Consider the following 26,706-nt stretch of genomic DNA (forward strand, 5'->3'; position numbering starts at 1 on the left):
ATTATTAGTTACCCGGAGCGTACCTGAATTTTAATTGTTGATAATATTCCAATGTATGATCTGGTTTTTCAAAATTTGAAGGGAAGGGTTGTCCGGAGAACGTCTGAAAATATAGCAGGCAGGCATTTCTCCACCACTGTGCTTCTGTATGCTGGATAGCTAGCAACATGGCTACACGCTCAAATCTTTCCCCATCAATTTTCTCTTTTAAAGATTGCCAGGTTTGTTGCATATCCTTTACAGCACTCACACCATCTGTATATTTTTTGCATAAGGTTTCCCAGAGATTGAGTCCGGAGCTCAGGCGGTGCGACCAGCTTACATGGTGAAACCAAAGCAGATACTGATCACTGCAGGTATTGCTGTCTGCCCACTGTTGCTGAACCGCAGGTTGATATTGCACTAAAGCATTGGTACCGGTACTTGTTCGGTTAAAACCTAAACCAAATTTATCTGCACGATGATAGTATACCGGATTCCAATCTTCTCTTGGTAAATTATTGCTCCAGGGAGCAGGGCCATAGTGATGGCCATTTCCCATGAGGTGATGCAGTCCTAACGGCGTCATATAGTTTACCACAGCTTCGCGCGACGACATCATCATATTCAGGATTGGCGTTTGAATATCCTTATCGTTACCAAATGTTTGTTTAATCCAGGAGCTGGCAATACTTTCGCTGGAGAGGCTATGATCCCAAGATAACCTGCCTATGGCGTACCAGTTGGCTGCAGCAAAAGGGTGCATAGTCCAGTTCTGTTCATTACCAATATTACTAACGGCGGCTATACCTGAAATTTTATGATCGTATAGGCTGCCATCAATTATTTTGGATATCTGGCTATTTTTTCCTTTTGCATAAGTATCCGCATCCAGTACTTCTTTGAATAACGGTGCCTCATAAACGAGATGAGAAGCCTGGCCCAGGTATTCCTGGGTGAGCTGAACTTCCAGCATTAAAGGAGTATTGGGCATGGCGCCAAAGAGAGGTGAAAAAGGTTCACGGGGTTGAAAATCTATAGGTCCGTTTTTCACCTGTACAAGCACGTTACTATGAAAGCGACCATCCAGTGGTTTAAATTCATCGTAGGCTTGTTTGAACCGGTCGTTAGCTTCAGGATCATATACAAAAGCACGCCAGATAACAATTCCGTTATGAGGTGCCACAGCATCGGCTAGTAAGTTGGCACCATCGGCATGATTACGGCCATAAGCCTGTGGGCCAGGTTGACCTTCACTATTAGCCTTTACCAAAAAGCCGCCGAAGTCGGGGATTTGGGAATAGATTTCGTTGGCCTTATTTTTCCACCAGAGCTTTACACTATCATTGAGTGGATCGGCGGTAGAGAGATGCCCGATTTCTATGGGAGCAGAGAACCTGGCGCTGAGGTATACTTTAATACCGTAAGGTCTGAATACTTTTGCCAAAGCAGCTACCTTTTCGAGATACGGAGCAGTAAGGATATCGGCATTTGCATTCACGTTATTTAGCACTACCCCATTGATTCCGACGGAGGCATTGAGGCGGGCATAATCGGTATATCTCGGGTCCAGGAATGCAGGCAGTAAGTGCCAGTTCCAGATGGAGATTCCGGCATAACCCCGCTCTACATATCTGGTAAGATTATCCCAGTGATTAAGTAATCGCAATTGTACTTTGGGAGAAGAAACTACAGGCAAATCAGTAACAGATTGATTGGTTTGTAGCATTCTTATGAATTGAAAAGTGCCATACAATACACCAATGGGAGTTTTACCTGTAATGATCGTTACTTTTCTTCCTTTAATGGTAGCATTACTAATAATAAAGCCTTCATCATTTGTATTATGGATTACAGGTAGATCGATCTGGCGGTTGATTTGATCCAGTGTTCCGATGAGGAGGGATGGAGCGGCCGGGGTGTTGACAGGTATATTGGTTTGCAACATAGTGGGTAATGCTGCAAGCATTTCATTACGTATAGCAGTATCCGTTGGAGTATTTCCTAAAATCCGGACGGCTGAGGTGATTTTTTTATATTCTTTTAGCAGAGCCGGGTCATTCACTGGCCGGTATCTCAACCATAGTTCATACCCGTCTTCTGCACTCAAATGCAGTACAGATAAGCATAAGAGGATAATAAGGCTTAATTTTTTCATAACGTTTACGGTTGACGATTTGCAATAAAAATACAATCGGTTGCGTAAAAATCAGAAAAAATTTTGGAATTACTGCTATTTGTTTTTCAAAGAGGAGTCGCGAATGATTAATTCTGAGCGTAACACAATGGTATTCGTTGCGTTAATATCGGTATTTCCATTCAGGTGATTGGCCAGAGAAGTAACAGCAGCCTGGCCCATGCTATATCCTGGATAATTGACAGTAGTAAGATTAGGCTCGATAACTTTACTGATTGGATCATTATTAAAGCCGGCGAAAGCGATATCCTGGGGTATTTTAATACCAGCCGCCTTGAGGGCGATCATGCAATAGACAGCCGCGGTGTCGTTGGCGCTGAATACAGCATCGGGGCGTTCTTTGGCTTTAAATTGAAGGATATACTGAGCTGCTTCCGTACCCCATTCTTCTGTTAGATTTCCATTCAATACCAATTTCTCATCAAAGGGCAGTTTATGGTCGGCCAGGGCTTGTTTATAGCCCCGTAACCGGTCGGCATACACGTTGAGCAAAGTATTGCCACCGAGGTGCATAATTCGCTTACAGCCTTGCTGAATCAGGTGCCTGGTAACCTGGTATGCGGCTCCATAGTTATCTATAACTACGTTAGCGCCATCGGGATGGGCAGCAACCCTATCGAAAAAGATGACAGGGATCTTTTTATTAAAGAAGATATCGAAATGCTGAATACTTTCTGTGCCATAGGCCAGAGATACCAGTAAGCCATCCACCCGTTTATTAAACATGGTTTCAGCGTTCTCCATTTCTTTATTAGCCTGTTCGAGCGACTGGGCGATGATCAGGTTATACCCTTCCCTGCTGGCAGCATTTTCCATTCCGGCCAGAACGGCCGACATGAAGCTACTATTCAGCCTGGGCACTATTACGCCAAGGGTTTGGGTACGCCTGCTACGCAGGCTGCTGGCAAAAGTATTGGAGCGGTAACCCAGCTGCCTGGCCGCTTCCGCAATTTTTTTACGGGTACGGATATTAATGCTGGGGTGATCTTTCAGGCCTCTGCTTACAGTAGTGGCGGAAATATTCAGATGCTTAGCTATATCGTATATAGTGATTTCTTTTTCTTCTGACATAGAACGGTAGCCGGAAAATATAATTCCAACACAAATAAAAGAGGAAAAATTCTAAATAAAAAATACAATCGGTTGTATTTTTTAAAATTTACACTATATTCGTTCTGAGAAATGAATAGTGCATAGGACTCAATATTTATCTTATTTTCCACGCTCCACGATTTAGACGTTATGAAAAAAGCTGCCAACTGCTGCCCAATCAGGAAGTTAGCTCATACTTTGGTAGGCCTCCATCATGTATTTGATGGATAGCCCGCTTTATATAAGCCACCACTCTATATTTCAGGAGATCAGAAACATTACAGCATCCACTAACCGACTGATCAACACGTTATTACAACCGATTTCATTTTATCAATCAAAATATGGAAAAATGATCAATCCACTTCTTCCACGCTATACCAAGAAATGGCAATTGCTATGCAGCCTCATACTGGCAGCCCTACTTTGCCAATTACCTCTTTTAACCACAGCACAACTTAGTAACCTTATTGTAAAAGGATTAGTAACCGACGAACGCGGACAACCCGTTATCGGCGCATCTATCCAAATAAAAGGAACCAGTAACGGCACCGTTACCAACGCTGTAGGTGAATTCTCTATCTCTGCTTCCAAAGGCAATACGCTTATTATCACCAGCATGGGATTCGCTGAAAAACAAGTGATAGTAGAGGATGCTTCCAAAAAATTTACTGTTGCACTAGTTCCCGCAGCCAAAGACATGAACGAAGTTGTTGTTGTCGGCTATGGTACTCAAAAGAGAAAAGATATTACCGGCGCCATCGTTTCCGTTAATGATGCTGCATTACGGGAAGTACCTGCAGCCAACATCCAGCAAGCCTTGCAGGGCCGCGCTGCCGGTCTCGAAATTCAACGTACCGGAACCGCTCCCGGAGCCGGCGCTCAAATCAGGATCAGAGGCACACGCTCTATCAGTGGCTCCAACGATCCTCTGGTGGTAGTTGACGGCATTCCTTTCGAAGGAAGCCTCAATGACCTGAACCCCGGCGATATTGCCAGCATTGATGTGCTCAAGGACGCTTCTGCAACCGCCATCTATGGCTCCAGAGGCGCCAACGGCGTAATCATCGTTACTTCCAAACGTGGTAAAAACGGAGAAACCCGCATCGCTTACAATGGATACTATGGTATCAGCACGGTTGCCAATAAATATCCTGTCTTCAATGCCTCTGAATATCAATCCATGCGTAATATCTCTACCTGGGGTGGCGGATATCAGCCGGAAGAAATAAAATCCATGGCTACCGGCAGAACTACCGATTGGCAAGACCTGATGTACTCAAACGGTCATCGTACCGATAATAATATAACCATCTCCGGTGGCCATGAAGGCAATACCTTCTCACTCGGCGGTGGCTATTACAACGAAAAAGCAGTGTTACCCGGACAAGATTTCTCTCGCTATTCTGCTAAAGCTACTGTTGATACCCGCATTGGTAAAAGACTGAAAGTTGGTTTAGCTACTTTAAACCAGGTAAGTATTACTAACGGCGCTCAGTTCGTGGCTGGTAAAACAATGTTCCCTATTCTTGCCAATAGCCCGCTGATGCCGGCTTACGACAGCTTAGGAAAAGTTATTCCGTTACCAAATGGAAACCTCGACGATAACAACGCATTTACCTATAGTCCACTTCTTCTAAAGAATAATGATAACAACTGGGTTGATAAAATGCGTCGCTTAACTACCAATAATAGTTTTTATGGCGAGTATCAGATCATTGATGGATTGAAATATAGAATGAACCTGGGCCTCAGCTATCGTCAGCAGGAAAATGATCAGTTCCAGAGCAGCAATACTGCTTTAAGACCAGCCTTCTTCAGAGGTAACAGAGGTAATACCGCTTCTGTATTCAACGAAGAAGCATGGGGTTATACACTCGAACACCTGTTATACTACGATAAAGAAATTGGTAAACATCGTATAGGCTTCACCGGTTTATATAGCATACAGGAAAATCATTTACACAATTCCTCTGCTTCCAAAGACTCTATTGCAGATGATTTCGTACAGTTCTATAATTTATCTCTCTCCAATGCCACCCCATATCCAACACTGGGTGGTGGAGAAAATTCATGGGCACTGATTTCCTACATGGCCAGAGTAAACTATGCATACGATGATCGCTACTTACTTACGCTTACTGGTCGGATGGATGGATCTTCCCGTTTGGCTCCCGGCAGAAAATGGCACTCCTATCCTGCTGTTTCTGCTGGCTGGATCATCAGCAAGGAAAGCTTTATGGAGAATATTCCTGTTCTGTCAAACCTGAAACTAAGAGTGGGATGGGGTCAAACATCCAATCAGGCGGTTAGTCCATATGCTTCATTAGGCCTGGTTTCCAACAACAACTACCTCACTGCTCCAGGTAATATTATCAGATATAATTTCGGATCAGATATTAAAACAGGCTACCAACTGGTTACACTTCCTAATCCAAACCTGCAATGGGAGTATACTCAAACCAATAACATAGGATTGGATTTCGGTTTACTGAAAGATCGTATCACCGGTACTATTGAGTACTATCATACTAAAACAAACAATATCCTTTATAATGTTCAACTTCCTCCTACCAGTGGTGTTGCAGGTGCTTATCAGACCAACATCGGAGAAATGGAAAATAAAGGAATGGAGTTGAGCTTATCTACGGTTAATATTCGTTCGGCCAGTGGTGTTACCTGGACAACCGATCTTAATCTCTTCTTCAACAAAAACAAAATCCTCAAACTTAGTAACCAGGTTACACAGGATATTGCGAATCAGTTATTCGTAGGTTATCCTATGACTGCTATATATGATTACAAAAAGCTAGGAATATGGCAGTCGAATGAAGCTGAGGAAGCCGCTAAATATGGTGCATCTCCGGGTATGATAAAGCTGGAAGATCGCAGTGGCCCGGATGGTAAACCGGATGGTAAAATAAGTGAGGCATACGACAGATATGTTATCGGTAGTATGGATGCTAAGTTACAGGGAGGTTTCACCAGCAGATTATCCTACAAGGGAATAGATTTCAGCTTTGTATTATATGCACGTTTTGGGGGATTGTTAGTAAGCCAGTTGCATCAGCCGGTAGCTTCCTATCTAACCAACATGGATGGTAAACGCAGTGGTATCAAAGTAGATTACTGGACACCTACCAATCCAAGTAACTGGTTCCCTATGCCATCCAACACTATCAGTACTATCAGTACTGCATGGACTACTCTCGGATATTATGATGCCAGCTTCGTTAAGATCAGAAGTGTGAACCTCGGATATACTTTCAACAGTCATTTATTAAATCAGTTAAAAGCCCAACAAATTCGTTTGTACTTCACAGTTGATAACGTAGCTACCTTGTTCTCGCCTTTCTTCAAACAAACAGGCGTAGATCCTGAAGGTACCGGAGTTGGCAACCAGGGTGTTGGTAACCCGGGCAATTTAAGAGCTAATGGTAGTGGAAATGGTGCTATAACCATCGGTGCAGGCACTCCTCCTACCCGCTCTTTCACTTTTGGCGCTAACATTACACTTTAACCGGATTTAACATTTGAATTATGAAGAAGTCAATATATCAATTCCTCTTTGCTGCCGCAGGAAGCCTAATGCTTACTACCAGCAGTTGTAATAAGAAATTAGAAGAACATCCATATACTGTCTTTACTAAAGATTATTTTAAAACAACTGAAGGCTGGCAAAATGCGATCTATGCGCTTTATTCCGGCATGCGTTACAATTTCGGGCCTGAAGGTGCTACTGGTATCGGAGTGGATGGTACAGATGAATTTACCTATGGAGAACAGCCAAGAAATGGAGCCGGTGGTACAGCCGACTACCTGACATTAGGTAATTATACGCTGGATTTCGCTAACGGTGCTATTCAAACTCCCTGGAACCGTAACTACTCAAATATCAATTTGGCTAATGCTGTAGTTGATTTTGCTTCCTTTGTTAATCTTCCGGATGCAGTTAAAGCGCCTAAACTGGGAGAAGCCAGATTCCTTAGAGCACAGTACTATATGTTGCTTGTACAACAATTTGGTGCAGTGCCTGTAGATTTGGGAAGTGGCGACCTAAAATTTAATGAGCAGCCATACCAGGGATTCAACCGTTTGCCGGTTAATGAAATACTTGTAAAAAATTACAATGCTATTATAGAAGATTTAATCTTCGCATCGCAAAACCTGCCGGATAAACGCAGCGAGAAAGCATTTAATCTTTCTAAAGCCGCAGCATTTCATCTGTTAGCCAAAGCATATATACACAGAGGTTATTCAGCTGCTAAACAGCCCGATGATTTCAATAAGGCATATGCCGCAGCAACAGAGGTAATCAACAATCCTGCAAAATATGGAGTAGCATTACAGGCAAACTATGCGGATGTTCACAAACCTGGGAATGATTACAATTCAGAAATCCTTTATGCAGTTGAAAGAATCCCAGGAAACAATATTGCCAATGAAGTAGGCGATCCGGGCAGCATTGGTGGCTCTAAAGGAATAGATGCCAATAACGATTTCGTTGGTGACTATACTTCTGTAAGGGCGCCTTTAAACAGCTCTTCCACTCAACCTGTTTCTACCCGTACACCAACGTACGGACGCCCGATCAGACGTTTTTGTCCTACCAAATGGCTCTATGAAACTGCATTTGCCGATAAAGATAATGATAGCAGATATGACGGAAGTTTCCGTACCGTATACATGGCTTCTGTTACCGGAGGCGGATTTACTGCCGATAAGGATACTGCATTCATACTTGCAAAAACAGACAGAATAGCCGATTCTCTGAATGGTATAAAGCCTGCCGGTGCACGCCTGGTTCCTTACAGAGTAATTAGCCCGAGTGAATTTTACATCATTAGTGGATCTACAGATGCAACTGCTACCAGAAATATGTATCCAAGCCTTAGCAAATATGAAGATCCGGCTAAACTGGCTGCAAATGATCAGGGAGGCCGCCCCTTTGTTGTAAGCAAATTCTCTGAGCTCTACCTACTGGCTGCTGAAGCCGCACTGAAAGCAGGACATCCTGATGATGCAGTAACATATATCAATGTACTAAAACTCAGAGCTGCCAGCAGAGCAGGACTTTCTTCAACCGAAATACAAACCCGGTATAACAGAATTAAAGTAAACTCAGTAGCAGAGATAACCCTTGATTTTATACTCGACGAAAGAACCAGAGAGCTTTGTGGTGAAACCAGCCGCTGGCCCGACCTGGCAGTAAGAGGTGTATTGGTAGATCGTGTAAAGAAAAATAACCCGGATGGTGCTGCACGAATCCAATCATTCCACATGCTTCGTCCGATTCCGAAAGGACAGTTGGATGCAGTAGCAGACGACGATAAAGCAAAGTATCAAAATCCAGGTTATAATTAATCTCTTTAAATCACAGATATGCTTACTATCAATAAATATACATCCCTTTTACTACTGGCAGCTGCTTGTTTAAATACCGCCTGCAATAAAGAAGTAAAAGTAAATATACAGGCAACCGGCAATTTTGGTGATTCAACTATGGCATTAAAAGATGCAGCAAAATTTCCAATTGGCGTTGCTATCAACTATACTCCCCTCATGAATGAGGGGCAGTTTGCCTCCATCGTTAAAAATGCATTCAACTCTGTAACCTTTGGCTACGAAATGAAGCATGGAGCAATTGTACAAAGCGACGGATCATTGAACTTCACTAATGCCGATGCAATGATGAACGCAGTGAATGGTATGACTGTATTTGGTCATACCCTTTGCTGGCACCAGAATCAAAATGCTGATTACTTAAAGCGTTATGCAGGTATCATTAAACCACAGGCTGTAGAACTCTCTACCAACGGAGGATTTGAAAATGGCCTGACCGGATGGAGCATCTTTAATTCCGGTAACCCGGCCGGTACTTCTACCATTACAGCTACCAACGATAAAAATGATGTTCATTCAGGCAGCGGTGCTATGAAAGTTGTAAACCCGGTTGGATATCCTGGTAGCCAATGGCGTGTTCAGGTATCAAGTACTGCTTTCGCTACTACCATCGGCAAGAAATACAATATTTCCTACTGGGTAAAAGCCGCGGCTGCCAACGGATCTATCAGATTATCCTCTGGTCCTACCAATGCTCAGTACCAGGGTGATCAGACTATCGGTACCAGCTGGCAACAAGTAAACTGGACCATCACAGCAGATCTGGTTTCTACTACCTTTCTCTTTGATATGGGGCAGGCTGCAAACACCTATTATATCGATGATGTAAGCGTTCAGGAAGTAATTGAAACCGGAGGTGCAGACCAGATAGTATTGAAGCTGGATACAGCCATGAAGAAGTTCATCACCGGAATGGTTTCACACTATAAAGATAAAGTACATGCCTGGGATGTAGTAAATGAACCATTCTCATCGAGCCCGGTAGCTATCAGAAATAATAACAATACTGCCAATACAGCTAATGATGTACTGGTATGGTCTGATTACATGGGCAGAGGATGGGCTTTAAAAGCATTCAAATATGCGCAGGCTGCAGATCCATCTGCCGAGTTATATATCAACGATTATGAACTGGAATCCAATAATGCAAAGTTGGATAGCTTAATTGCTTTTGTAAAGGAATTAAAAGATCAGGGGGCGAAAGTTGATGGAATCGGTACTCAAATGCATATTTCCCGCTTAACCGCTACTCCGGGAATCGATAATATGATGAAGAAGCTGGCAGCAACCGGCCTCAAAATCAGAATATCAGAACTGGATGTAAAAGCAATGGCTGGAAGTGCAGCTCCTCAACCAACTCCTGAATTACTCGCTTATCAGGCAGTTATATACAAATATGTTGTAGCCTCCTATATGAAATACATACCAGCTGCACAACAGGCCGGAATCACCGTATGGGGTGTGAACGACAAAAATAGCTGGTTGTATAACGGCGGTAAAGAATATCCATTATTGTACGATAACAACTACAATAAAAAACCTGCCTACAGTGCAATGCTGCAAGGTCTGACAGGTAAATAATATCTATGCAACAAAAATTTTTGCTGGCTGTTGCCCTGCTATGTGTGCAATTAGGGCATGGGCAACAACTACCAGCATATAAAAACGCACACTTATCGCCCGATGCCAGAGCAAAGGATTTGCTGAGCAGAATGACCCTCCAGGAAAAGATAATGCAAACCCAATGCTTATGGGGCCAAAAAGCCCAGATCCTGGATGCACAGGGCAATTTTGATCCTCATAAAGCCGCACCGGTTCTTAAAAACGGATTAGGTCAGTTGGCCCGCTTAAATGAACGATACGGCCCTAACAGTACAGGCAGACATCCTGCCGAACAGGCAGCTTTATATAACGCAATCCAACATTACTTCATCGAAAAAACACGTTTAGGCATTCCTGTTATCGTACATGAAGAATCGCTACACGGACAACAAACTCAGGATGCTACCAACTTTCCTGTTCCCATTGCCTTAGCCAGTACCTGGGATGAAGCATTGCTTACCGAAATCTATAGCAATGTTGCCGAAGAAATCAGGGCAAGAGGCGGTCATCAGGTATTAGCTCCCGTAATCGATATTGTAAGAGATCCACGTTGGGGAAGGACGGAAGAAACATTGGGCGAAGATCCTTACCTGACTTCACGTTTGGCAGTTGCTACACTTAAAGGCTACCAAGGTAATGGTACCTACCTGGCTCCCAATAAAGTAGCCGCAACGCTTAAACACTTTGGCATACACGGTCAAAGTGAAGGTGGACTGAACGTTGCTCCAAGTAATATCGACGAACGTACGGCCAGAGAAGTATTCTTCAAGCCTTTTGAAGCCGCCGTAAAGGAAGGTAATGCCATGAATGTAATGGCTTGTTATAATGAAGTTTTCGGATTGCCGGCACATATCAACAGTTATCTGTTAAAAGATATTTTAAGGAAAGAATGGGGCTTTAAAGGAGTGATAGTATCTGACTACTATGCAGTAAGAGATGTACAAACTCTCCACAAAATAACTCCTTCCCTGGCAGAAGCCGGAGCATTGGCTTTCAATGCAGGTATAGAAGTTGAAACCCCCGATCCGGATGGATTCAAATTCCTGGAAGATGCCGTTAAGTCGGGCAACCTAAAATTGGCTGATCTGGATTCCGCAGTTACCCACATACTGATAGCAAAATTCAGATTAGGTTTGTTTGAGCATCCATACGTGGAGGATGCCAAAGCAGATGAAATTGTAGGCAGCCCGACTAAACGCGCCATTGCCTATAAAGCAGCGCAGGAATCTATGGTATTGTTGAAAAACGATCATCAGGTATTACCATGGCATAAAGAAAATATTAAAACCATCGCATTTATTGGACCTAATGCCAATAAATGCCTTTTAGGCGGTTACTCAGGAACTCCACGTGTTACTACTTCTCCGTTACAGGCTATGCGCGAGCGTTATGGTAACGATATTAAAATTTTATATGCAGAAGGAGTTTCATTGGCCGATACCGATAACTGGTTCGCAGATACAGTGAGATTGGTAAACAATACTACTAATAAAGAGAAAATTGCCGAAGCTATAAAAATCGCCCAACAAGCCGACGCAGTTGTACTATTCGTAGGCGAGCAACCTACCATGAGCCGGGAAGGATGGGCATCCAATCACCTGGGTGACTTACCCACCCTCGACTTACTGAACGGACAACAAGAATTAATTTCCGCAATAACTGCCCTGGGCAAACCAACGTGTGCTTTTGTGAACAGTGGACCACCGTTAGCAATTAACGGTTTGGTGGATGCGGTTCCTGCTCTCATTCAATGCTGGTACCTGGGGCAAGAAAGCGGTTATGCAATGGTGGATGCGCTGTTTGGCGTCATCAATCCAGGTGGCAAGCTTCCGATTTCTTTCCCCCGCTCCGCTGGTCATATACCCGCTTATTACAATTATAAGCCTTCAGCCCGCAGAGGATATAACCTGGGATATGAAGTAAGCCCGCTCTTTGCTTTCGGTCACGGTCTCAGCTACACTACCTTCAACTATAGCCAGCCAGTGTTATCCAAAAGCAGTATCAATCTGGCTGAAACAACACAGGTTAAAGTAACCGTTACAAATACCGGTAAACTTAGAGGCACAGAGGTAGTACAACTGTATATTCGCGACGACTACTCAAGTGTCACCCGCCCCGTTAAAGAGTTAAAAGGATTTAAAAGAATAGAGCTGGAGCCCGGACAATCTGAAGAAGTAAGCTTTTCGATCAACAAAGCAATGCTTTCGTTTTATGATAAGAATATGAATTGGATAGCAGAACCGGGAACATTTACAATTATGGTAGGTACCTCTTCTGATGAAACCGGCAGTTGTACCTTAACATTAAATGCAGGAAAAATACACTAGGTGATATGTATATGATGGAACAAACGATGCGTTGGTTTGGCCCTAATGATCCGGTAAGTCTGATGGATATCAGGCAAGCCGGATGCACGGGCGTGGTAACTGCACTGCATCATATTCCGGTTGGCGAAAAATGGGAACTATCGGAAATAACTAAACGAAAAGAGTTGATCAATGCTGCCGGTATGAACTGGACTGTTGTCGAAAGTTTACCCGTTAGTGAAGATATTAAAACTCAATCCCGTAACTATAAGGAGCATATTATCAATTATAAGGAAAGTATGCGTGCCCTGGCAGAAGCCGGTATTAAAGTGATTACCTACAACTTTATGCCGATTCTCGACTGGATACGCACGAATGTTCGGTATCCTCTTGCTGATGGTAGTCTGGCTTTGCGTTATGAACGGGCAGCGTTCATTGCATTTGACCTGTTTCAATTAAAGCGCCCAAATGCAGAAAAGGACTACACAGCAAAGGAAATAGAACTGGCTACCGATTACTTTGCCAATGCTTCCGAACAAACGAAAGCTGTTTTATATAATAACGCGTTACTCGGACTTCCAGGTAGTTCCGTAGCCTTTACAACTTCCCAGGTCTTGGAGGCACTCGAAACGTATCGGGATATTGATGCTAATAAGCTGCAACAGCATTTGTTTTACTTTCTTAAAGAAGTTGTTCCGGTGGCTGAAGCCCTGGGTTTACAACTTGCAATACATCCGGACGACCCTCCTTATCCGGTTTTGGGATTACCCCGTATAGTGAGTAATTCAGAAAATATTGCTGCAATACTCTCTGCTGTTCCTTCACCTGCCAATGGGTTATGCTTCTGTACCGGTTCTTTAAGCGTAAGAGAGGATAATAACCTGATTGAGATGATAAGTAAATTTGGAGATAATATTCATTTTCTACACCTCAGAAATACATTCAGGGATACAGCAGGAAATTTCTATGAAGCACCGCATCTTGCAGGAAGTGTAGATATGGTACACATAGTAAAAGAGATACTAACATTAATGCAGAAACGAAAAGTATCCATTCCTATGCGCCCGGACCACGGACATCAGATGCTGGATGATCTTCATAAAAGCACCTACCCGGGATATTCAGCCATTGGACGGTTAAAAGGACTCGCAGAACTCAGAGGGTTAGAATTGGGATTAGCTGCCGGGTTTAGATAAACCGATTGATAAAAAAATAGAAAGTCGTTGTACCTTGTTGGCACAACGACTATTTTATGTACGAGATTTATAAACAGCAGCTTTCTGAAAATGGTTTTACAGTAATTGAACAGGTTTTCTCAGCTGACGTTGTTAATGAATTAATTAGTTTGATTGATAATACCGATACTAATCATCCCTTATTCAGAAAAACTGCCGATTTATTTGCCATTCGTCGATTTTTGAATGTAATTCCTGAAGCATCTCCCATCATCTTCAATCAACAACTAAAAAATATTATTCATACCCTTTTCGGAAGTGATTATTTCACTGTAAAGTCGATCTACTTTGATAAACCCGGTAATTCAAATTGGTTTGTAGCCTGGCACCAGGACCTTACAATTTCTGTAGATCAAAAAACTGAAATACCTGGCTATGGCCCATGGACAGTTAAACCAGACCAATATGCCGTTCAGCCACCGGTAGATTTATTGGAAAATATTTATACCATTCGTATCCACCTCGATGATACTACCACCCAGAATGGGGCTCTTAAAGTAATCCCAGGTTCCCATAAGAAAGGGATTATCAGACCATCGTCCATCGATCTTCAAAACACTCCTGAAGTTAGCTGCGAAGTAGCAAAAGGAGGAATAATGATTATGCAACCATTACTTTTACATGCTTCATCCAGAAGTACAAATAATCAGAACAGGCGTGTAGTTCATATAGAATTGAGTAATCAGGATTTGCCTGCAGGGATTAATTGGGCAGAGAAATTATGATATCGTAGGTATGCCTGCTGAATCTTCGCCAGTCTTCTGTCACTTTCAGTAAATAGGTTATCAACAATGCCCTTTTCAATATTATGTAGTTCTGTTACATCCGAATATCCAAAATCTCTTTGTGTGGAGATAAATGGATATAATATCATTTTATTACTTGTCATAAGAGGAAAGGCAAGATCTGCAACTATTTTTTCGTCGAAAGATTTGGATAAAATATGTTTAAAAAAAGGTCTGTAAAGGACAAGAAATTGACAGGACAAGCAATGATTTACCCAAAATCTGTTTTCTGTAATTGGTACTACATGATCAAACTTTCCAGTACCACCAGATAGATAATAAACATTTTGATCATGAGCTTCAAGAACCTGTTTCAAAAAATGTTCTCTTCTATAGTCTTTTGTAAATTGATGATCATCTTCACACATAACAATTACATCATCATCATTTTCAATAGCAAGAGCAATCACTTTTCTCATGCTCAACCAAAGGCCATAGGCTCCTATAGAATGTTTTACGGCAGGAACTATAGTAACATCAAATTCGTTACGCTCTTTAAATTGATCGATGATATGAGATAATCTTTCTGTCCTCTCAGGAAGATTAATAACATAGGTTGGAATTGTCAGGTCAGGGGGTAAAGATATAATTGACCCTGTTTGTTCTTTTTCTATTTGCATGTACTGCTGCCTTACTGTTTTCAGGATATTGGCCTTATTTACCGCGGTATTAAACAATGCAGTTACTCTTCCTTCCATGCTATTATCAGGAGTTGCATCAGAGTAACCAAACTCTTTTTGTACTGCAATAAATGGATGCATAAACATAACATTGTTTGTAAGCGAGGCCAGATGAAAATCGGTAGCTTTCATTACAACAGTAGATGCATTTAAAATAGTGTTAAAAAACTTACGAAATATTATTGTGAATTGTAATCCTGAAAAATTCTCTACCCAAAAGAGGGAATCAGTTATCTGAAGACTATTTCCAAACCAACTTACACCTCCTAAAAGCATATCTGCATCCTTTTCTTTTGCCATTGCAATATTTTCGAGTAGATATTCATGAGTAAAATGTTCTGTAAATTCAACATCATCTTCACAAAAAATAATAAAATCATCTTCAGGTTTCGATAAATTAGATATTATCTTACATATAGTTTGCCACAATCCTAATGCACCAAAAGAGTTTTCTATTGCTTCAACTATGTGCAAAGAAAAACCTGTTCTTCCTGCAAACTCTGTTTTCAGGTGCTCTCTACGATCAGATCTTTTTTTCAGATTTACAGCATATACCTGTACAAGAGGGTTAATCAGATCCATTGTATTAATGATTTTAAGGTAAATGAAGCATCAGCAGGTGGCCAGACCAATCCCCCACTGATGCTATTATGAGAACAAAACATTTTCTTAATCAAGACCACTACAACTTAAAACAACAACATTAGTTTCAGTTTCTGTCTGGCAAGCACAACTTACAGCCGATGCCACTGATCCACATACTCCATTTGTGCAGGAACATTCCTTAGAAGTTCCATCTTTACAAACAATACTAGCCGAACAACTGCCAGGTAGAAATGCTTTGGGAACACCACAAATTGTTTTTAGTTCTTCCCGGCTAAGCACCTCTGTTATTCCCATTTCTCTTGCTAATAGTTTCAATTTCCCCATATTTTCCGCTTTATAATTATATGGAAAGGGATCACCTGTTTACAGGTGATCCCGGAATTAAGTTATTAGGAAATTACAATCTCTAATGGACCAGAAATAAGGAAAGTGGAACTAACATTACAAGAAAAATTAAAATACGGAGTTAGCTGGTAGTTTAACGCGGATCCGGATGCCATGCAAGGAATAATAAACGAGTGATTTCCTCCGGTAAGGTTAAAGCTAATTGTATTAAGTGGGTTAACGGTGCGAGGATAGCCATCAACAGTAATAGTGACTACTGCATTAGAATTATTAACTATTTTGCTTAAATAGGTAGCTGGATCTCCTCCATTGCTACCACTTCCGCTACCACTACCACTACCGCTGCCACTACCACTACCACTACCGCTGCCACTACCTTTATCAGGAGGGCATTGTAATGACCAGGTTACGGTATCTGTATCTGATACCTTGCAGACACATGATACGCTAGTAGCAGTAGATGAACAAGTACCACCCTTACCACATGAACAGCTTTTTGTACCATTATCGGCTGAACACACAACTGATGCAGAACAACCATCACTACCCGTATCAGACAAGGTTTTTAATTCTTCACGGCTAAGAATTTCTTTGGCTCCCAATTGCTGAGCCGTCAAATTTGATTTAGTCATTTTTTTTAATTTTGAATTGTGAAAAAAATCAGGGCCAGGGCAGCCCTGAGGTTAACTATTTAAATAATAAGAGAGATCTTCAATGGAGTACATAGATGGCAATTGGTAACCATCAATATAGAATGTAGGTGTGAATTCAATATTTATCCTTTTACACCAGTCACTCATTGTTTCAAGCTTAAATCCTTGTGCAAACAAGATTTCTTCTGCAATTGGATATTTTGCTGCAAATAGTGCATAATCCTTTTTTTCAGGCATGTACCAGTCGTCCAAAGCCCTCTTAACTGTTTCTTCAGGGTATTGTGCTGCAATTGCCATCAGATGTTTTACAGGATAGGATTTAATATCCTGCTCATTATTAGTTGCTGTGAAAATAATTTGAACCTGTAAGTCGGGATTTGCTGATAGCAGTTCCTCTAAAGGTTGATGTGCCATTGCACATGGGCCACAATATGGATTGCACACTTTGATAATTTTATGTGCAGCATCAGGATTTCCCATTGATATTCCAAGTCCGGTTGCCACTTCTTCCAATCTGGATTGCTGTAATAATTGTGCTTTAAATATTTGAGGATCATGTTTAAGTCGTTGCAATTCCAATTTAGTTTCACGGGCTTCCCGGGCATTCTTTAAGGCAGGAATTAATAAATAAACTATTATTACAGGAAATGTATATGCAGCCACTAACTGCCAGAACAAAACAGGCCATTCTATTGAAGGAATCTCTGAATTAATCCAACTACCAATTAAAGCGATTATTCCTGCAGCCAATAATACAAACTGAATAGAAAGACAAAGCGCACACCATTGACGGGCCACCTTCCATTGATAATACACAGAATAGACTATATATGAAAGCGCGGATAAACTGAGCCAGGATAATACAGTTAAAACATTCGGGTTGGTAAGCCCCCCCACAAGTAATAAAAAGAGGCTACCGAAGAAATAAGTAAAGCCAATTTTGCTCCAGCTAATGCCCAAAAATTTGGCACCTTTAGAGGATAAAACTGCACTACAACTAACTTTATTTCCCGTAGAACAAATTTGTTTGATGGCCGGATTATACTTATCGATTTCATACATCAATAATAAAATACTGACCAGGAGACCGAGAAGCATACACGAAGTAAACAGAAAAGGTAATAAGGCAGACAAGCCCTGAATGAATATGGAGGTAAAGCCAGATAGCAATAATACCAAGGGAAGCAAGGATACTAACAGGTATTTTGATAACCGCGCTTTTTTTTCCTTTCGAATGTTTAATTCATAAGTCGCTTCTCCTGCCTCACTCATTGCTTCAGGAACCATAGCAATACCATCAAACCGTTTGATAAATTCACCATAAGCTTCTGTTTCCCACTTTCGTATTTCAACGTTAAAATATTCAACAATTGCATGATTCACCTTTTTAACCACTGCAAACCGCTTCTGAGATGTCGACTTCCCCCTAATAAGTGTAATAAACGGAGTGGGTATATGTAGTAACTGTTCTTTATCAAATACAGCTGTTACATTATCTATCCTGAAAGAGTGTAGTACATCACTAATGCTGAGCATAGTGGGAAAATAAGGATGATCTGTTATCTTATTTTTGATAGCTGTATAAGATACCCTGGTACCCAATTCATTGGATAATTGCCAGGTAATTTCTGCTTCATCTATTTTCGGAATGAAAAGCGTTGTCAATAATGGCAGCATAAAATAATTTTTTCAAGTGTATTGAGGATGTTTATTGATTTTGGATCTGTTTACAGTGAAAAGGGATAACAATATTTAGCTCCTATAATTAAAATGATTATTTGGGGTTATAGGGAATTTATTTCTATTCTCCTTCAACAGCAGCAGCTGCAACAGCCGCCATCACAGAACCTGCAATAAATAAACCTTTTGCAATTTCAAGTATAAGATCAGGAATATCTATACCTGCAGTGGTGGGTGCCAGCAAAGCACCGGAACCTCCCATCAATATTTTTCCGGCAATTTTAATCTTCCTGAAAAATCCCGGTGTTGGAGAGGCTATCCGTTCTTTCACTTCTTTTATAAACCGTTTCATGAGATTTTTTTAATTGGTTCTTCCTACATTTTTCTGGCTTTTACAAACAGAAAAACTATTGAAATTTTAATGTTACTAACCCATCAGTACAACCTTATTCTATTAATTATATTCAGGTTATATTAGATTTCTCCTGATTCCTTTTACAAATATGCAATCTTACAAAACCCTTTACAAATAAGGATTTAATAACACTTCAGTTATTAAAGTATGATACTCCCCACCAGGTAGTATCATACAAAAAAAGATTCTGGCCAAAACTGAAGTGGCAATTAATTTCACATCTATTTTATGAGTTGGGAGTTTAATAAATTAAAAACGGGCACTTATCTTTAAGTGCCCGTAGCTCATATACTTTTTTAAAGTACCGAATATCAAGAAAAGGGAATTACTTCCATACCAACCATGGATATATCTTCCGCAAGTCATTTAAATCAGGTTGAAGAGTAGCAAGTTGCTTTAATAATTGAAGATTTATATCGATCTGTAACCTCTCGATGATAGTATGCCCGGAAATGTCAAATTCTTCAGACAACATTTGAATGATTTCGTCATATCTTTTTTTACATATACGTAAATAATAATAGTGGCGATAAACCATTCTTTCATCTCTTTTCCTGAGAAGCTCCTTACTCCGTCCAGGAGTGCGGCGGCCAACATCCTGCCCGTTAGTTGGCAATAATTGCGAGAATAATCTTTGAGATCCTTTCATTATAAAAAAAATAATAAGAGGGTATATCAAACGCATTTTGATAGCGCTGACAATTGGATTAACGAAAATTTTATTAACAGTCTCCCAATAAATCGGAGAAAAAAACTACTATTGATACACCATCCCGAGATGATTGACAATCATTTACATTTGCTATAGTAGTACATTTGCCAAATGAGCGTGAATAAACGTTCCTGGAGAAAAATAGTTTTTTTTCTTTAACCGGATCTGAATAGCATTTGACTGTCCTTTACGAAACCAGACAGCACATATAATACTATTTACAAGACCTAAAATTATACTCTTCGAGTTAGGTATAGGGATATGCAAAAACAATCCATCTTTCTGATAGTGCACATTCTTCATAATTCATGTTTTTGGCTAGCACCTACTATTGATAATAAATTTTCTACAAGATTAAATAGGTACTAAGAGGAATAAGAATTTAATTATCGCAATAAATAGTGGAATCAGGGAACATTCTATGCTTAGAATAGGTTTTGGATTAACAATAAGTGTAACATCTTTTTTGAGGTCCGATTATTATCCAATTTACATATTATTTCCGACTTTCTGAAGGGATATCACAGCTATTATTTTCATGACAACCATGATTAATCTTGTCATATCTGAATGAATAACATAGCCTTTACTAATAGTACTTTTAGATTGAACCAATACTGTAACATACTACCAGACTTATTTACAGGTTTCTCATTTTCAGAAATCCAATATCAGTGCAGGATAACCCAGTATCACCAGAATGCTTTAATAATAATCAATTTCAGATTTATAAGATTGAATACCTGTTGGTATAATTCAAACTTTACATTTGTTGATTGCAAAAAAAAGGACGGAGAATCTCCGCCCTTTTTCAATTTTGTTTTTATTTAATTTCATTTATCCACCGGTAGGTTTACAAAGATACCAGTTGCCTTACTAAATTCAATTTTTAACAAATGGGAATATAGATTTGATTGCCGGAATCCTAAGATATAAGCTAACCCAAATAAGGATACCCATGATAATTGGAAAATAAAACGGTGCATTTACTCTGACCATTATTGCTACAGCACCACCAAGATAGCAGCAGATCAATACCCCACCTAATACAGCGGTACGTGGAATAGCGTAGAGAATAGTAGCTATCAATAATGTGATACCTAAGCCCTGGATATGCTCTGCCGGCCAGCCCAACTGAACTGAGCCTTCTACAGAATAATGATTTAATATTATTTTCATTATTGCATCAAATAATAAAAACAGAATACAGAGGCCAGATATTACCCAACCAGTAATAAATGCGCCTTTAGACGAAGGTTTCTTGTTAAGATATACATTAGGAGTTTCCATAATCAATATTTTAATAATGCAAACTTAAAATGATAAAATTGCATTATTAGAGGGGAAAAACGACAAACTATGTGGCTGGTTGCGACAAATTCAGAACATCTTACCTTTGCACAATGGATTATTTTAAAAAGCAGCTGGATTTACTAAAAACTGAAAGAGCAGCAGACAGACAAGCATACAAGGAAATGACCAGCAATTCTTCGGTAACTGAGCGAAGGGCAAATGGACTTACCTGGTACCCCATTGCCATTAAAGGAACCGAAATGGGAAGAGGTGATTACCTGATCGTTGAAGCGGAAAGAACTACCCATACTGAAGTACCTCATCAATTACGCTTTGGCTCCAGTGCTGTACTCTTCTCTAATCATGATCCACAACACGACCGCCTGGAAGGCACCATTTCCTACCAGAGCGGCAATAAATTAAAAATTACGCTTTTAACGGATGAATTACCAGAATGGGCTCACAACGGCAAATTGGGGATAGATCTGTTATTTGATGAAAATAGCTACGAGGAAATGGAACAAGCCCTTAAACAGGCTTCTACGTTGTACGAAAAAGTTCCTTTAATCCAAATACTGACCGGCGACAGAAAGCCTACATTTGAAATACCTGTTTCTCCTTATGTTAATAATCAACTTAATATATCCCAACAGGCAGCCATCAATAATATCCTTGCTGCTAATGATATAGCTATCGTTCATGGCCCACCCGGTACAGGTAAAACTACCACCCTGGTTCAGGCAATTAAATCGGTATGGCAACTAAATCAACAACAAATTCTTGTTGTTGCTCCCAGCAATACCGCTGTAGATTTGCTTAGCGAGAAATTATCGGAGCAAGGCATGAATGTATTAAGAGTTGGCAATCCGGCTAAGGTTTCAGAACGATTAATGTCGCTGACCTTAGACAGCAAAGTAGCAGGTCATACCAATCTGAAAGAAATTAAGCGGCTTAGGAAACAAGCTAACGAATTCAGGGATATGGCGCATAAATACAAGCGCAATTTCGGGAAAGCTGAAAGAGAACAACGTAAAGCCTTGTTTGAAGAAGCCCGTAAAATCATGAGAGAGGTAAGTAACGCCGAACAGTATATCATGAACGACGTCATTTCCAAAGCTCAGGTGATTACAGCTACCCTGGTTGGTTCCAACCATTACACAGTAAGGGAACTTGAATATAATACAGTGTTTATTGATGAAGCAGGCCAGGCTTTGGAGCCTGCCTGTTGGATACCCATTCTTAAAGCTAAAAAAGTTATCCTGGCCGGCGATCACCAGCAGCTCCCTCCTACTATTAAATCGGAAGAAGCAGCCAGAAACGGATTGTCAACTACCTTACTCGAGAAAAATGTAGTTCACCATCCCGAAACTGTGACTTTACTTGAAGAGCAGTATCGAATGCACGAAACAATTATGGGTTACTCAGCAAAAATTTTCTATCAGAATAAGCTCAAAGCCCATCAATCTGTTGCCAGACATCTGCTTTTTGAAACTGATATTCCTTTATCGTTTATTGATACTGCCGGATGTGGTTTTGAAGAAAAATTGGAAGGTACCAGCACCAGCAATCCTGAAGAAGCTGCATTTCTACTGAAGCATCTTACTCAACTGGTAGTTTCACTGGGAACTCAGTACACTCCTGAAAAATTTCCTACAATTGCAGTAGTTTCGCCATACAAACAGCAGGTAGTAATCCTAAAAGAATTACTGGAACATGCGCCAATACTGCAACCATATACATCAAAAATCAGCATCAATACAATAGACAGCTTCCAGGGGCAGGAAAGAGATATTGTGTATATTAGCCTGACCAGAAGTAATAGCGAAAACAAAATTGGTTTCTTATCTGATATCCGCCGTATGAATGTTGCAATGACAAGGGCAAGAAAAAAACTCATCGTAATAGGCGACAGTAGTACCCTATCAGGGTTCGATTTTTATGCAGGCTTCATAAGTTATGCTGAGGAACAACAAGCCTACATTAGCGCCTGGGAATTTATGGACTTATAATATTTATGACTATGCTACCACTTCAACAAGTATTATTATTTGCTTTTTCGGCACTACTAATGGTGCTTATTCCCGGACCCAACATGATTTACCTGATCTCCCGATCAGTTACTCAAGGAAAAAAAGCTGGTCTTATTTCTTTAGCTGGAGTGATCACAGGATTTTTGTTTCATATTACGCTGGTATCGTTTGGACTAACGGCAATACTAATGGCAGTACCATATGCCTACACTATTCTTAAAACGATAGGTAGCCTGTATTTGCTTTATCTTGCATGGCAAACTATTAAACCCGGAAGTAAAGGCGTTTTTCAAACTAATTCTAATCTGCAACCAGATAGTACTTTTAAATTATATACTGTAGGATTATTCACTAATCTGCTTAATCCTAAAGTAGCAGTGTTTTATCTTTCACTTTTTCCACAGTTTATTCATCCCGAATATGGTTCTGTATTACTTCAGAGCTTTTTCCTTGGATGTACACAAATTATAGTAAGCCTTACTGTAAATACGCTGATTATTCTTTTTGCAGCATCGGTAACCGGTTGGTTTACGGCTAATCCAAAATGGGTACGCATTCAGAAATGGTTTATGGCCAGCGTTTTTGGAGTTCTTGCTGTAAAGATGGCTTTTGATAAAGGGAAAGTATAAGAATTTTTTATGTTGATAATAATCAAACTTTCTGACTACCAGTTGGACGGTTTGATTATTACGCTTAAATGAATTAGCTATATTCCCAGTTTTGGCTATTTAATAACTTTATTACTACCAAGAGCATTTCTGATAATCCAAAAATTTTGGCGATCTTATCGATACCTTTAAAATTGAAGATAAAATCATTGCTATAAAAATTTTCACCAACATAATGATAGTTTTCTGGTAAATAAAATTTGGTAGAATAAATTGTCTGCTTATCTTTGCGCTCCTGAATGCCCAGATGGCGAAATTGGTAGACGCACTGTGTTCAGGTCGCAGCGCCTGCAAGGGTGTGCTGGTTCGAATCCAGTTCTGGGCACTAAAGAAGGTTGTAAGCTATTGACTTGCAACCTTTTTTATTTCCGCGTAGTGTCAAAAATCTGCGCTTCTTCCCACTATTTATGACACTCACTTTGGTTGCTCTTTCTAAACATCCTTGAAAGAAATTTTCACAACAAACAATCATGGTCATGCCAACTAATTTTGGTAGTTATTTATGCATTGTTATATAGCAGAGAGTTATTTTAAAAATTTACATCGTACACATTTTAAAAGATATGTTTTAACCATTTCGAAAAATTGATTTTGAAATTTCGAAAATAATTTTATCTTAGAAGTACAAATTGATAAGGTATCCCTCGGTAGCCTGTGAATATTCTTCTCATTTTGATTTTCAAAATATTATCACTGTAGTCTGGATTATTACCCCATTAATCGTATTCTCTTTATTTTCAATTAGCAGTTTAAGACAAATTTAAACTGCTTGTTATGGTACTCTAGCTTGGATATGTTCCCTATTAATCGCATTCTATTTTTCATTATTCTTCTTTACTTGGCTAACAGTTAAAGCTGTTTATTTATGTATCGTCATGTTATATTTAGCTACTGGATTTTATTCAGTCTGCAAAATCTATATGCACAATCCCTGCCCCAATTACCTGTAGGCGATTTTGTTAATAATATCTTTAAAGAATCCTACAAAATAACCAGCAGTATAGATAAGACGAATGCTAAAGTGCTTGCAAGAATGAATAGAAAGACTTGTAAACTTAGAAATAAGCTAATGCAGAAGGATTCGGCTTTAGCCTATCGGTTAGACAGCTTATTAGGATTGGCTGAAAATGAAACTCAGCATTTTGAAAGCGCCTATAATAGTTATCTGGACACTTTAACCTGGTCAATCAGATTTCTTACTGCTGAAAATCCCCTCAACCATCATTCTGTAAAAGCAATTGAACAAATAAAGAATGTAGAAAATACCTTATTGAAAAGTAATCAAATAGCCGGTAGATTGGACCTGCTAAAGCAAGCATTGCAAAATCAATTTCCCGGATATGGTGAGATCAATAAGTATCTCAAACACATTAATAAAGAGGCTTATTATTTTTCTTCCAAAATAAAAGAATACAAATCTTTATTAAAAGATAGAAAGAAATTAACGGCTGAAGTATTATCTGCATTATATAAGAATAAACGGTTTACTCAGTTTTTTAAACAAAATTCTACGCTCGCCTCTTACTTTAATTCTCCCGCTTCTCCTAATCCTGAGATGCAAACACGGGCAATGGTACAACAACTCATTGCACAACGATTAAGTAATAGCGCAATTATACAAAACAGGTTAGATGCTGCAACATCGGAACTATCACAATTACAACAAAGGTCATCTGATTTATTACAAAAGCAAAACGATGAGAAGATGCCTGATTTTAAGCCTAATTCCCAGCATAATAAAAGTTTTCTTAAAAGATTAGAGGTAGGTTATAATATAGGTCCTGAGGGAAGTACAGGTATCCTGCCAGGTAGTACCAACCTGGCGATACAGGTAGGTTACCGCATAAATGATAATAATGTTGTCGGCCTTGGCACTGCTTATCGATTAGGGGTTGGCAAACCTTTTAAGAATATAAAACTTTCCAATGAAGGTGTATCGTTTCGTAGTTATGTTGATATAAAATTCTGGAAAGGCTATTGGATTAGTGGAGGATTTGAATACAACTATCTGCAAACTTTTGCCAGTCTGAGAGCTGTATACAATCTTGATATCTGGCAGAAAAGCGGACTACTCGGCTTAAGTAAAAAGTATAAAGCTGGAAAGAAAGAGGCCAAAATCCAAATATTATGGGATTTTCTTAGCTATGGTAATATTCCCCGTTCCCAGCCTATTCTGATTCGTTTTGGATATAATCTCAAATAACTAAATTTTAATTTCATGCGTTATTGTACCCTGTTCCTGCTGCTATGCCTGAGCACTAAAAGCATCGCACAATCAACCAAACTACCCCAGGTACCTGTTGCCCGCCCCCTGCCACCTAATGAAACAGCCTTGTTCAAAGTGGTAGATCGCCCCCTTGGCAATTATACAGGAACCGTTCCTGTTTCTTTTCCATTAACAAGCCTACATGCCGGACCTATGAGTATTGATCTGTCATTGAATTACAATTGCACTGGTGGGGTTAGAGTAGAGGAAGTGGCCAGTGCAGTAGGCCTGGGCTTTAGTTTATCCAATGGTGCAGGTGTAATTACCCAACAGGTAAGAGATTTGCCGGACGATCAGGGTTATGGGATGATTAATAGTCCTTATACCGTTACTCCCAGCACCTGGCTATGTGGAGATCTGGCCATGGCAAATGTTAAAGATCAAAGTTTTTTAGATCTTGAGCCAGATGAATATTATTACAATGTAAAAGGCAAATCAGGAAAATTCATTTTAAAGGAGGATGGTACTATTGCATTTTGTGATAATAATGGTTTTAGTCTTAGTTATGTCTGGAACTCATCCCCCAAATCAATTAAGCAATGGATACTGACAGACGATGAAGGCAATAAATTTTATTTCGGGCAAAACAAAGCTGGTACGATTAATTATAAACTGATTAATACCTCTACCTACTCCGATGGTATTAATAGTAAAATGGCCATGTCTTCAGTCTCCTGGTATTTGACCGAGGCCTATGATATGAATGAAGAAAATAAGTTTACCTATACTTATGTGCAGGGAAGCTCAGGTATCCAAACT

Annotated in this window: 19 protein-coding genes and 1 tRNA gene; 11 read left to right on the top strand and 9 right to left on the bottom strand. The window is 40.0% G+C overall.

Annotated features, from left to right (window positions below; translation table 11 throughout):
• Positions 1-4 precede the first annotated feature (4 nt).
• Positions 5-2,137 carry an alpha-glucuronidase family glycosyl hydrolase gene (locus tag DVR12_RS26780; RefSeq protein ID WP_116978894.1) on the bottom strand — a complete coding sequence of 711 codons (2,133 nt, stop codon included), beginning with the start codon at positions 2,135-2,137 and terminating at the stop codon, positions 5-7.
• 75 nt (positions 2,138-2,212) lie between these two features.
• Complete coding sequence (locus DVR12_RS26785) at positions 2,213-3,247, bottom strand: LacI family DNA-binding transcriptional regulator (protein ID WP_116978895.1); 1,035 nt, start codon at positions 3,245-3,247, stop codon at positions 2,213-2,215.
• 373 nt (positions 3,248-3,620) lie between these two features.
• On the opposite strand from DVR12_RS26785, the gene DVR12_RS26790 reads away from it, so the two are divergent.
• From DVR12_RS26790 to DVR12_RS26815, 6 genes are read left to right on the top strand one after another with little or no spacing between them, the layout of a single operon-like run.
• A complete protein-coding gene (locus tag DVR12_RS26790; RefSeq protein ID WP_158563386.1) occupies positions 3,621-6,788 on the top strand; it encodes a SusC/RagA family TonB-linked outer membrane protein in 3,168 nt (1,055 codons plus the stop codon).
• A gap of 20 nt (positions 6,789-6,808) precedes the next feature.
• Positions 6,809-8,632, top strand: a complete 1,824-nt coding sequence (locus tag DVR12_RS26795; RefSeq protein ID WP_116978897.1) for a RagB/SusD family nutrient uptake outer membrane protein — start codon at positions 6,809-6,811, stop codon at positions 8,630-8,632.
• 18 nt (positions 8,633-8,650) lie between these two features.
• Positions 8,651-10,252 (top strand): endo-1,4-beta-xylanase, encoded by a 1,602-nt coding sequence (locus DVR12_RS26800; RefSeq protein ID WP_116978898.1) that lies wholly within the window; start codon positions 8,651-8,653, stop codon positions 10,250-10,252.
• Between the two features lie 5 nt (positions 10,253-10,257).
• Positions 10,258-12,600, top strand: a complete 2,343-nt coding sequence (locus DVR12_RS26805; protein ID WP_116978899.1) for a glycoside hydrolase family 3 N-terminal domain-containing protein — start codon at positions 10,258-10,260, stop codon at positions 12,598-12,600.
• A 5-nt stretch (positions 12,601-12,605) separates the two neighbouring features.
• Positions 12,606-13,775 carry a mannonate dehydratase gene (gene uxuA, locus DVR12_RS26810; RefSeq protein ID WP_116978900.1) on the top strand — a complete coding sequence of 390 codons (1,170 nt, stop codon included), beginning with the start codon at positions 12,606-12,608 and terminating at the stop codon, positions 13,773-13,775.
• 56 nt (positions 13,776-13,831) lie between these two features.
• Positions 13,832-14,539 carry a phytanoyl-CoA dioxygenase family protein gene (locus tag DVR12_RS26815; RefSeq protein WP_116978901.1) on the top strand — a complete coding sequence of 236 codons (708 nt, stop codon included), beginning with the start codon at positions 13,832-13,834 and terminating at the stop codon, positions 14,537-14,539.
• Here DVR12_RS26815 and DVR12_RS27850 read toward each other — a convergent pair.
• From DVR12_RS27850 to DVR12_RS26850, 7 genes are all read right to left on the bottom strand, one after another.
• On the bottom strand, positions 14,497-15,861 hold the full coding sequence (locus tag DVR12_RS27850) for a glycosyltransferase family 25 protein (protein WP_199417214.1): 1,365 nt from the start codon (positions 15,859-15,861) through the stop codon (positions 14,497-14,499). The two genes, DVR12_RS26815 and DVR12_RS27850, sit on opposite strands and share 43 nt — an antisense overlap.
• An 87-nt stretch (positions 15,862-15,948) precedes the next feature.
• Positions 15,949-16,209: a hypothetical protein gene (locus tag DVR12_RS27515; protein WP_147323547.1), complete on the bottom strand. Its 261-nt coding sequence runs from the start codon at positions 16,207-16,209 to the stop codon at positions 15,949-15,951.
• A 65-nt stretch (positions 16,210-16,274) separates the two neighbouring features.
• Positions 16,275-16,862 (bottom strand): hypothetical protein, encoded by a 588-nt coding sequence (locus DVR12_RS27855; protein WP_199417215.1) that lies wholly within the window; start codon positions 16,860-16,862, stop codon positions 16,275-16,277.
• Between the two features lie 51 nt (positions 16,863-16,913).
• The gene (locus DVR12_RS26830; RefSeq protein WP_116978903.1) at positions 16,914-18,560 is read right to left on the bottom strand and encodes a vitamin K epoxide reductase family protein; all 1,647 of its coding nucleotides are present in this window, start codon (positions 18,558-18,560) and stop codon (positions 16,914-16,916) included.
• A 124-nt stretch (positions 18,561-18,684) separates the two neighbouring features.
• Complete coding sequence (locus DVR12_RS26835; RefSeq protein ID WP_116978904.1) at positions 18,685-18,915, bottom strand: hypothetical protein; 231 nt, start codon at positions 18,913-18,915, stop codon at positions 18,685-18,687.
• Positions 18,916-19,303: 388 nt separating this feature from the next.
• On the bottom strand, positions 19,304-19,627 hold the full coding sequence (locus DVR12_RS26840) for a hypothetical protein (protein WP_147323548.1): 324 nt from the start codon (positions 19,625-19,627) through the stop codon (positions 19,304-19,306).
• A 945-nt stretch (positions 19,628-20,572) separates the two neighbouring features.
• Positions 20,573-20,980 carry a DoxX family protein gene (locus DVR12_RS26850; protein ID WP_116978907.1) on the bottom strand — a complete coding sequence of 136 codons (408 nt, stop codon included), beginning with the start codon at positions 20,978-20,980 and terminating at the stop codon, positions 20,573-20,575.
• A 113-nt stretch (positions 20,981-21,093) separates the two neighbouring features.
• Here DVR12_RS26850 and DVR12_RS26855 point away from each other — a divergent pair, with 113 nt between their 5' ends.
• From DVR12_RS26855 to DVR12_RS26875, 5 genes are all read left to right on the top strand, one after another.
• Complete coding sequence (locus tag DVR12_RS26855; protein WP_116978908.1) at positions 21,094-22,992, top strand: AAA domain-containing protein; 1,899 nt, start codon at positions 21,094-21,096, stop codon at positions 22,990-22,992.
• Positions 22,993-23,003: 11 nt separating this feature from the next.
• Complete coding sequence (locus DVR12_RS26860) at positions 23,004-23,642, top strand: LysE family translocator (protein ID WP_116978909.1); 639 nt, start codon at positions 23,004-23,006, stop codon at positions 23,640-23,642.
• A gap of 280 nt (positions 23,643-23,922) precedes the next feature.
• A tRNA-Leu gene (locus DVR12_RS26865) sits at positions 23,923-24,006 on the top strand.
• A 540-nt stretch (positions 24,007-24,546) separates the two neighbouring features.
• The gene (locus DVR12_RS26870) at positions 24,547-25,884 is read left to right on the top strand and encodes a hypothetical protein (RefSeq protein ID WP_116978910.1); all 1,338 of its coding nucleotides are present in this window, start codon (positions 24,547-24,549) and stop codon (positions 25,882-25,884) included.
• A 15-nt stretch (positions 25,885-25,899) separates the two neighbouring features.
• On the top strand, positions 25,900-26,706 hold an 807-nt coding region (locus DVR12_RS26875; RefSeq protein ID WP_147323549.1), incomplete at its 3' end, for a hypothetical protein.

The organism is Chitinophaga silvatica, from assembly GCF_003419895.1.
Lineage (GTDB): Bacteria > Bacteroidota > Bacteroidia > Chitinophagales > Chitinophagaceae > Chitinophaga > Chitinophaga silvatica.

What these genes read in the sequence shown, in the direction of transcription:
- DVR12_RS26850 (WP_116978907.1), bottom strand. Translation starts at nt 20,980, where the DNA reads ATGGAAACTCCTAATGTATATCTTAACAAGAAACCTTCGTCTAAAGGC.
- DVR12_RS26840 (WP_147323548.1), bottom strand. Translation starts at nt 19,627, where the DNA reads ATGAAAGGATCTCAAAGATTATTCTCGCAATTATTGCCAACTAACGGG.
- DVR12_RS26830 (WP_116978903.1), bottom strand. Translation starts at nt 18,560, where the DNA reads ATGCTGCCATTATTGACAACGCTTTTCATTCCGAAAATAGATGAAGCA.
- DVR12_RS26790 (WP_158563386.1), top strand. Translation starts at nt 3,621, where the DNA reads ATGATCAATCCACTTCTTCCACGCTATACCAAGAAATGGCAATTGCTA.
- DVR12_RS27855 (WP_199417215.1), bottom strand. Translation starts at nt 16,862, where the DNA reads ATGACTAAATCAAATTTGACGGCTCAGCAATTGGGAGCCAAAGAAATT.
- DVR12_RS26860 (WP_116978909.1), top strand. Translation starts at nt 23,004, where the DNA reads ATGCTACCACTTCAACAAGTATTATTATTTGCTTTTTCGGCACTACTA.
- DVR12_RS26855 (WP_116978908.1), top strand. Translation starts at nt 21,094, where the DNA reads ATGGATTATTTTAAAAAGCAGCTGGATTTACTAAAAACTGAAAGAGCA.
- DVR12_RS26780 (WP_116978894.1), bottom strand. Translation starts at nt 2,137, where the DNA reads ATGAAAAAATTAAGCCTTATTATCCTCTTATGCTTATCTGTACTGCAT.
- DVR12_RS26870 (WP_116978910.1), top strand. Translation starts at nt 24,547, where the DNA reads ATGTATCGTCATGTTATATTTAGCTACTGGATTTTATTCAGTCTGCAA.
- DVR12_RS27515 (WP_147323547.1), bottom strand. Translation starts at nt 16,209, where the DNA reads ATGGGGAAATTGAAACTATTAGCAAGAGAAATGGGAATAACAGAGGTG.
- uxuA (WP_116978900.1), top strand. Translation starts at nt 12,606, where the DNA reads ATGTATATGATGGAACAAACGATGCGTTGGTTTGGCCCTAATGATCCG.
- DVR12_RS26805 (WP_116978899.1), top strand. Translation starts at nt 10,258, where the DNA reads ATGCAACAAAAATTTTTGCTGGCTGTTGCCCTGCTATGTGTGCAATTA.
- DVR12_RS26800 (WP_116978898.1), top strand. Translation starts at nt 8,651, where the DNA reads ATGCTTACTATCAATAAATATACATCCCTTTTACTACTGGCAGCTGCT.
- DVR12_RS26795 (WP_116978897.1), top strand. Translation starts at nt 6,809, where the DNA reads ATGAAGAAGTCAATATATCAATTCCTCTTTGCTGCCGCAGGAAGCCTA.
- DVR12_RS27850 (WP_199417214.1), bottom strand. Translation starts at nt 15,861, where the DNA reads ATGGATCTGATTAACCCTCTTGTACAGGTATATGCTGTAAATCTGAAA.
- DVR12_RS26785 (WP_116978895.1), bottom strand. Translation starts at nt 3,247, where the DNA reads ATGTCAGAAGAAAAAGAAATCACTATATACGATATAGCTAAGCATCTG.
- DVR12_RS26835 (WP_116978904.1), bottom strand. Translation starts at nt 18,915, where the DNA reads ATGAAACGGTTTATAAAAGAAGTGAAAGAACGGATAGCCTCTCCAACA.
- DVR12_RS26815 (WP_116978901.1), top strand. Translation starts at nt 13,832, where the DNA reads ATGTACGAGATTTATAAACAGCAGCTTTCTGAAAATGGTTTTACAGTA.